Annotated in this window: 4 protein-coding genes and 1 pseudogene; 3 read left to right on the top strand and 2 right to left on the bottom strand. The window is 45.9% G+C overall.

The genetic code is table 11. From position 1 onward, the window contains the following. Positions 1 to 82 (bottom strand): annotated as a pseudogene (locus AB4653_RS22010) (DNA-binding response regulator); the annotation flags it as partial. Between the two features lie 125 nt (positions 83 to 207). Between AB4653_RS22010 and AB4653_RS22005 the strand changes: the two are divergent. Genes AB4653_RS22005 through AB4653_RS21995 form a run of 3 tightly spaced genes read left to right on the top strand, consistent with a single transcriptional unit; the run spans position 208 to position 3,162 of the window. Beyond that, positions 208 to 1,227, top strand: coding sequence for a glycosyltransferase family 2 protein (locus AB4653_RS22005; RefSeq protein WP_017098516.1), 1,020 nt, complete (start codon positions 208 to 210; stop codon positions 1,225 to 1,227). After that, positions 1,224 to 2,711 carry a glycosyltransferase family 39 protein gene (locus AB4653_RS22000; protein ID WP_009846417.1) on the top strand — a complete coding sequence of 496 codons (1,488 nt, stop codon included), beginning with the start codon at positions 1,224 to 1,226 and terminating at the stop codon, positions 2,709 to 2,711. The genes AB4653_RS22005 and AB4653_RS22000 overlap by 4 nt, the downstream gene beginning before the upstream one ends. Then, a complete protein-coding gene (locus AB4653_RS21995; protein WP_012603650.1) occupies positions 2,698 to 3,162 on the top strand; it encodes a GtrA family protein in 465 nt (154 codons plus the stop codon). Before AB4653_RS22000 ends, AB4653_RS21995 begins: the two co-directional genes overlap by 14 nt. A 135-nt stretch (positions 3,163 to 3,297) precedes the next feature. On the opposite strand, the gene AB4653_RS21990 is transcribed toward AB4653_RS21995, so the two are convergent. Beyond that, positions 3,298 to 5,277: YgiQ family radical SAM protein (locus AB4653_RS21990; protein WP_372105346.1), on the bottom strand; the 1,980-nt coding region annotated here is incomplete at its 5' end.

Genomic DNA, 5,277 nt, shown 5'->3' with positions numbered 1-5,277 from the left:
GTTCCATACCAATACACTCAAAATAATCAAACAAGACACCTGCGATTTCACGGTTATCTTCGACTAATAGAACTCGTTTCATTTTGATTCTCATACAGAAATAGACGGTAACATTATCCTGAGTGAGCGTGAAAAATATGTCAATAACATAACTTTCACTTATGGGAGGGTAGATTGGATTCAGATTAAAAAATAGAAGAACGTATTATGTCTGAACTTCATATAAGCCGCCCTAAGATATCTACATCGCAGATCAACCCTGCGGTTTCTCTGTCTATCATTGTGCCTTTTTACGATGAACAAGAGGTATTGGAAGAGTTCCACTCTCGCCTTACCAAGGTGCTTGATAGCTTGCCCATCAAGAGTGAAATCGTTTATGTCGACGACGGTAGCAAAGACAGCAGCTTGGAGTTGGTGAGTTCATTCACTTCAATCAATAGCTCAATTTCTGTTATCGGTTTAAGCCGTAATTTTGGCAAAGAATCAGCGATGAGCGCAGGCCTTGAGCACTGTCGTGGACAAGCGGTGATTTTGCTAGACGCTGACTTACAAGATCCACCTGAGCTTATCCCGCAAATGATTGCCAAGTGGCGCGAAGGTTATGACGTCGTCAATATGCAGCGCAGCCAGCGTGATGGTGAAACATGGTTTAAGAAGTTTTCAGCAGCGAGCTTTTACAAAGTCATGAACGTGGCTGCGAAGATTGATGTTCCTGAGAATGTGGGTGATTTTCGACTGTTAAGCCGCGAGGTTGTCGACCATATCAATCAGCTTCCAGAACGTAACCGCTACATGAAAGGCATTTTTTCATGGCCGGGTTTCCGACAAGCGACACTCCAATTTAAGCGTGATGCTCGCTTCTGTGGCGAGACCAAGTGGAACTATTTGAAACTCATCGGATTGGCGATGGATGGCATCACATCATTCTCTATCCGCCCACTGCGTATTGCGACGGCAGTTGGTGGATTAGTGGCGCTTACTGCTTTCGTGTATGGCGTCTTCATCGTGTTCAAAACCATGATGTTTGGTGAGCCAATTACGGGTTATCCGTCAATGATGGTCGTGCAACTTGCACTTGGCGGAATCCAACTGTTGAGTATTGGTTTAATGGGGGAGTACATAGGTCGTATTTTCATCGAAACCAAGAATCGCCCTCTTTATCTGATCCAATCGGTCGTTGATACACCCGCATTGAAAACACATTTTAAATTAGAGGAATCAGCATGAGTCTGAACAGAACGCATCTATGGTATTTGTTGGCTTTTGCACTGGTTCTAAGGCTTTTATCTTTGGCGACTTATCCGTTAATGGACACCACTGAAGCGCGCTATGGAGAAATGGCTCGCTTGATGGTAGAAACTGGCAATTGGTTAACCCCTCAGTTTGATTACGGTATTCCTTTTTGGGGTAAGCCACCGTTGTTAACATGGATGAGTGCTGCTGGTATTGAGTTGTTCGGCTTGAGTGAGTTTGCTGTGCGTGCTCCGCATTGGTTAGCAGGTTTCGCGACGATTCTATTGGTCGCGTATCTGGCGAAGCGTACGGGACAAAGTGCCTTAGTGGCGGCTGTTGTATTGGCAACATGTGGGATTTTCTCTATCGCCGCGGGTGCTGTGATGACCGACATGGCGTTAACGTTAGCCATGACCATCGCGATGCTGGGCTTTTACTTATGTTGGCTCGGTGGAGAAGACTGTAAAGGCGAAGGAAGTGAGAGAACCAACAAAACCTGGGGTTACGTTGGATTTGTAGGCTTGGCGTTGGGCTTGCTTGCAAAAGGTCCTGTTGCGATTGTGATCATGGGTATCGCAGTATTCCCTTGGTTGCTATTACAACATGGTATCTTTGGGGCTTTTAAAGTGTTGTGGCAACGCTTTCCACTGTTGTCTGGTTTAGGTGTCATGCTGGCGATTGCCTTGCCTTGGTACATTATGGCTGAAATGGCTACTCCGGGCTTTATTGATTATTTTATTGTTGGCGAACACTTTAAGCGTTTTGTTGTGAGTGGTTGGGAGGGCGATTTATACGGTTCTGCTCATGATGAAACCAGAGGCATGATCTGGGTGTTTTGGATTCAGGCCGCTGCGCCGTGGTCGATTGTATTACCTATTTTAACTTTCGCTCGTCGCAAGAAAATTGCGGAAATTAACGCTGAGAATAGTGGGTTGTTTTCATTCCTTGTCTGTTGGTTGATTTCGCCACTGATTCTTTTCACTATGGCGGGCAATATTCTCCCTGCGTACGTACTGCCGGGGATTCCAGCCCTTGGGATGCTGGTTGCTATACTTGTGGTGGAAAAAGATAAGAAGTGGTTTTCGAGTGTGGCTTTGGTGCTACCTGTGCTGTTAATGATTGCGATGGTTTACCTGAACTTAGGGAAGGCGAACGAGAAAAGTGACCGTATTATTTTTGAACAGATTACGGATTCTGCGCCAAGTTTTTATGTGGGTAAAAGACCATTCTCAGGGCAATTTTACAGTCATGGGCAAGCGAAAAAGCTTCTTGATATCGAGCAACTAAATGGCATCGATAAATTCTATTTGATCGGCCATAAAGCGGAAGTGGAAATTAAGATCAAAGAGAACGCATTAACGTGTATTTTGGAACCGACGGTCAAGATTAAGCGTGCTCTGTTCAGCTGCCATCACCAGAGCAACACACCAAATTTTTCGTTGAATCATATTGAAAGTGAAAATGATGTTCAGCGTTAACTCAAGGCTACGAATGTTCAATGACAAGCTTCAATCACATAGCCAAAGACTACAGTCCCACCACAAGATGGTTCGATTTGCTGTGGTTGGTGTTGGTGGGTTTGTTGTTGATTGTTTGGTTTTTGCATTGCTGCATTATGTTGTTGGGCTGCCTTTAATGATGGCGCGAATTAGCTCCTTTATTGCTGCTGCAACGACGACATGGTTGGGTAATCGTATACTGACTTTTGAATATAAAGGGCGAGGTCATTGGTCTGAGAAGCTGATTCAGTGGCAAAAGTTCATGTTTACCGCATCAATATCAGCGGTACCTAATTTGCTGTGCTTTAAGCTGATGACGGAATTGCTTCCTACCTTTATCGGAGCTGTTTTTATCGCAATGGCAGTGGGGACTCTTGTCGGAATGGTCACCAATTACCTATTTAGCCAGTATTGGGTGTTTACGCGTTAGATAAGTAGGTAACCCCCCTTGGTATCTAAGTATTTACGTGGCTAAGGAGCTAGCCATTGGCAACGGGCACAAAAAAGCGCAGCTAAAAAGCTGCGCTTTGTGTTTTTACCATAGCGAAGTCAATGGGTTGCTGTCTTAACGTTGTGCTGCGCGTTGGCGATTCTTGCCGTTACTCACAGGTTTACCACCTTGACCATTACCCGCTTTGTTACGGTTTGACTTGCCATTCCCGCCGCCATTGCCTTGAGATTGCTGACTAGCAGGGGCTTTTTTGATGAAGCCAGTCGCTGGTTTATTACCATTACCGTTCTGCTTCCCGTTGCCCTGATTGCCGTTGCTTTGGCTACCTGTTGGCTTCTTACCACCCGGTTTAGGCTTATTGCCGCCAGGCTTAGAATGGCTACGTGGGCTTTCGCCACCAAGACCTGGTTGAGACTTACTGTGCTTAGTCGCAAAGCGCTGTGAGCCGTGACGACCAGACTTACGACGCTGCGCCGGTGTCTGAGCTTCAAAATCTTCTTCTGGTACTAGACAGTTTGCTTTGTCACCAATTAGGTGCTTTTTACCCATGCTGATCAGCGCTTCACGGATGATCTTCCAGTTTTCAGGATCGTGGTAACGAAGCAGCGCTTTATGCAGACGACGTTGACGATCACCTTTCGGTACAGGAACATCTTCACGCTTCTTATATTTCACGCGTTTCAGAGGGTTGGTCTCTGAGTAGTACATCGACGTTGCATTACACATTGGCGATGGATAGAAGTTCTGTACTTGGTCACACTCGTAGTTGTGCTTTTTCAGCCACATTGCAAGGTTAAGCATGTCTTCATCTTCTGTGCCCGGGTGAGCAGAGATGAAGTAAGGAATTAGGTACTGTTTCTTACCGGCTTCAGCGCTGTATTTCTCGAACATCTCTTTGAAACGATCGTACGTGCCCATGCCTGGCTTCATCATCAGATCCAGAGGGCCTTTTTCAGTATGCTCTGGAGCAATCTTCAAGTAGCCACCAACGTGGTGAGTCACAAGCTCACGTACGTATTCTGGAGATTCAATCGCTAGGTCGTAACGTACTCCAGAAGCGATCATGATCTTCTTAACGCCCGGTACTTTTCTCGCAGAGCGGTACAGGTCAATGGTGTGTTGATGGTCTGTGTTTAGCTTTTCACAGATTTTCGGGAACACACATGATGGACGACGACAGTTAATTTCAGCTTTTGGATCTGAACAACCTAAACGGTACATGTTCGCCGTTGGGCCGCCCAAATCAGAAATCGTACCGGTAAAGCCAGGTACTTTATCTTTAATGTCTTCGATTTCATCCAAGATCGATTCTTTCGAACGGTTCTGAATGATACGACCTTCGTGCTCTGTGATTGAACAGAAAGAACAACCACCAAAACAACCACGCATGATGTTAACCGAAGTTTTAATCATGTCGTATGCAGGGATCTTTGCTTTGCCATACATAGGGTGCGGAACACGCTTGTACGCAAGGCCAAACACGTAATCCATCTCTTCAGTTGCAAGAGGAATTGGCGCTTGGTTTACCCATAGTTCGCGGTCACCGTGACGTTGAATAAGAGCACGACCTGAATACGGGTTAGTCTCTAGGTGCAGAATACGGCTAGCGTGAGCGTAAAGAATACGGTCGTTATTGAGCTTTTCGAAACCAGGGATACGAACCGCGGTTGTTTTTGCATCGTGACGAGAAGGACGAATAGTAATTGGCTGCGCCTTTACTTCTTCTTTTTCATCTTTCTTGGTATCACATTGCGTTTCTACTTCGTACGGGTTAACCGGAACGTAGGCTTTGTTCGGTTTTTCGATACGAGAAGAATCAATAATTTTGTAACCTTCAGGCGCTGCAGGCAAGTTGATAGCAGTACCGCGGATATTGGTCAGCGTAGACATGTCTTCGCCATCGGCAATGCGGTGTGCCACTTCAACCAGTGCACGCTCAGCGTTACCAAAAAGAAGAATATCTGCTTTTGCGTCAAACAATACAGAGCGACGAACTTTATCTGACCAGTAGTCGTAGTGAGCCACACGGCGCAAACTTGCTTCGATACCACCAAGAACGATTGGCGTGCCTTTGTAGGCTTCGCGACAACGTTG

Source organism: Vibrio sp. 10N.222.48.A3, assembly GCF_041475345.1.
In the GTDB taxonomy this organism is placed as follows: Bacteria; Pseudomonadota; Gammaproteobacteria; order Enterobacterales; family Vibrionaceae; genus Vibrio; species Vibrio tasmaniensis_A.
Note: the sequence above shows the minus strand (reverse complement) of the source record. Positions and strands in the feature narration are given on the sequence as shown.